The organism is Mesorhizobium sp. M1E.F.Ca.ET.063.01.1.1, from assembly GCF_003998155.1.
Lineage (GTDB): Bacteria > Pseudomonadota > Alphaproteobacteria > Rhizobiales > Rhizobiaceae > Mesorhizobium.
The window spans coordinates 1-728 of sequence record NZ_RZSC01001391.1; the positions used below are offsets into that span (position 1 = coordinate 1).

Annotated in this window: 1 protein-coding gene; it reads right to left on the reverse strand. The window is 65.8% G+C overall.

Going from position 1 to position 728, the window contains the following annotated elements:
• Positions 1-20: 20 nt before the first annotated feature.
• On the reverse strand, positions 21-728 hold a 708-nt coding region (locus EOA29_RS38780), incomplete at its 5' end, for a LysR substrate-binding domain-containing protein (RefSeq protein WP_127222539.1).

Genomic DNA, 728 nt, shown 5'->3' on the forward strand with positions numbered 1-728 from the left:
GAAAAGTAGGGCCAAACAGCTCAGGCAGCTCGGCCGGGTGTCCGCATGGATGCCCGGCCGATTTCTTGTGCGGTGTCGATAAAGGCCCTGAGCTTCGGCGCCATCGAGGCCCGGCGCGGGAAGTAGAGGAAGAGGCCCGGCTCCTCGATCGCCGTCTTCGGCAGGACCTGGACCAGGCGACCGGCGGCAAGATCGGCGCGCACCAGCGGCTCGAAGACATAGGCGAGCCCGACGCCGGCAAGCGCCAGATCGATGGCGCCAAGCGAATCGGTGACGACGGCCGTGCCGCGCGTCTCGACAACGACATCCTTGCCGTCCTCGTTCAGATCCCAGCGATAGAGTCCGCCAGAGCGGACGAGCCGGTAGCCGATGCAATTGTGGTTCGCGAGGTCGGCCACGTCGCGCGGACGGCCGTGTTTTCCGATATAGGCGGGTGACGCGACGACCACGGCCTTGAAGGGCGGCGTGAGCCGCACGGTGACCATGTCCTGCGCGATCATCTCGCCCAGCCTGATGCCGGCGTCGAAACCTTCTCCGACGATATCGACAAGACCCTGTTCGGCGAAAACCTCGACCGTCACATCGGGATAGCGCTCGGCCATGGCCGCCACAACGGGCGTGACCGCCAAAGGGATCGCGATGTTGGAGGCGTTGATCCTGAGCAGGCCGGAGGGCCGGCCCTTGATGCCGCGGATGCGATCCATCCGCTCGCCAATGTCCTGAAGGGC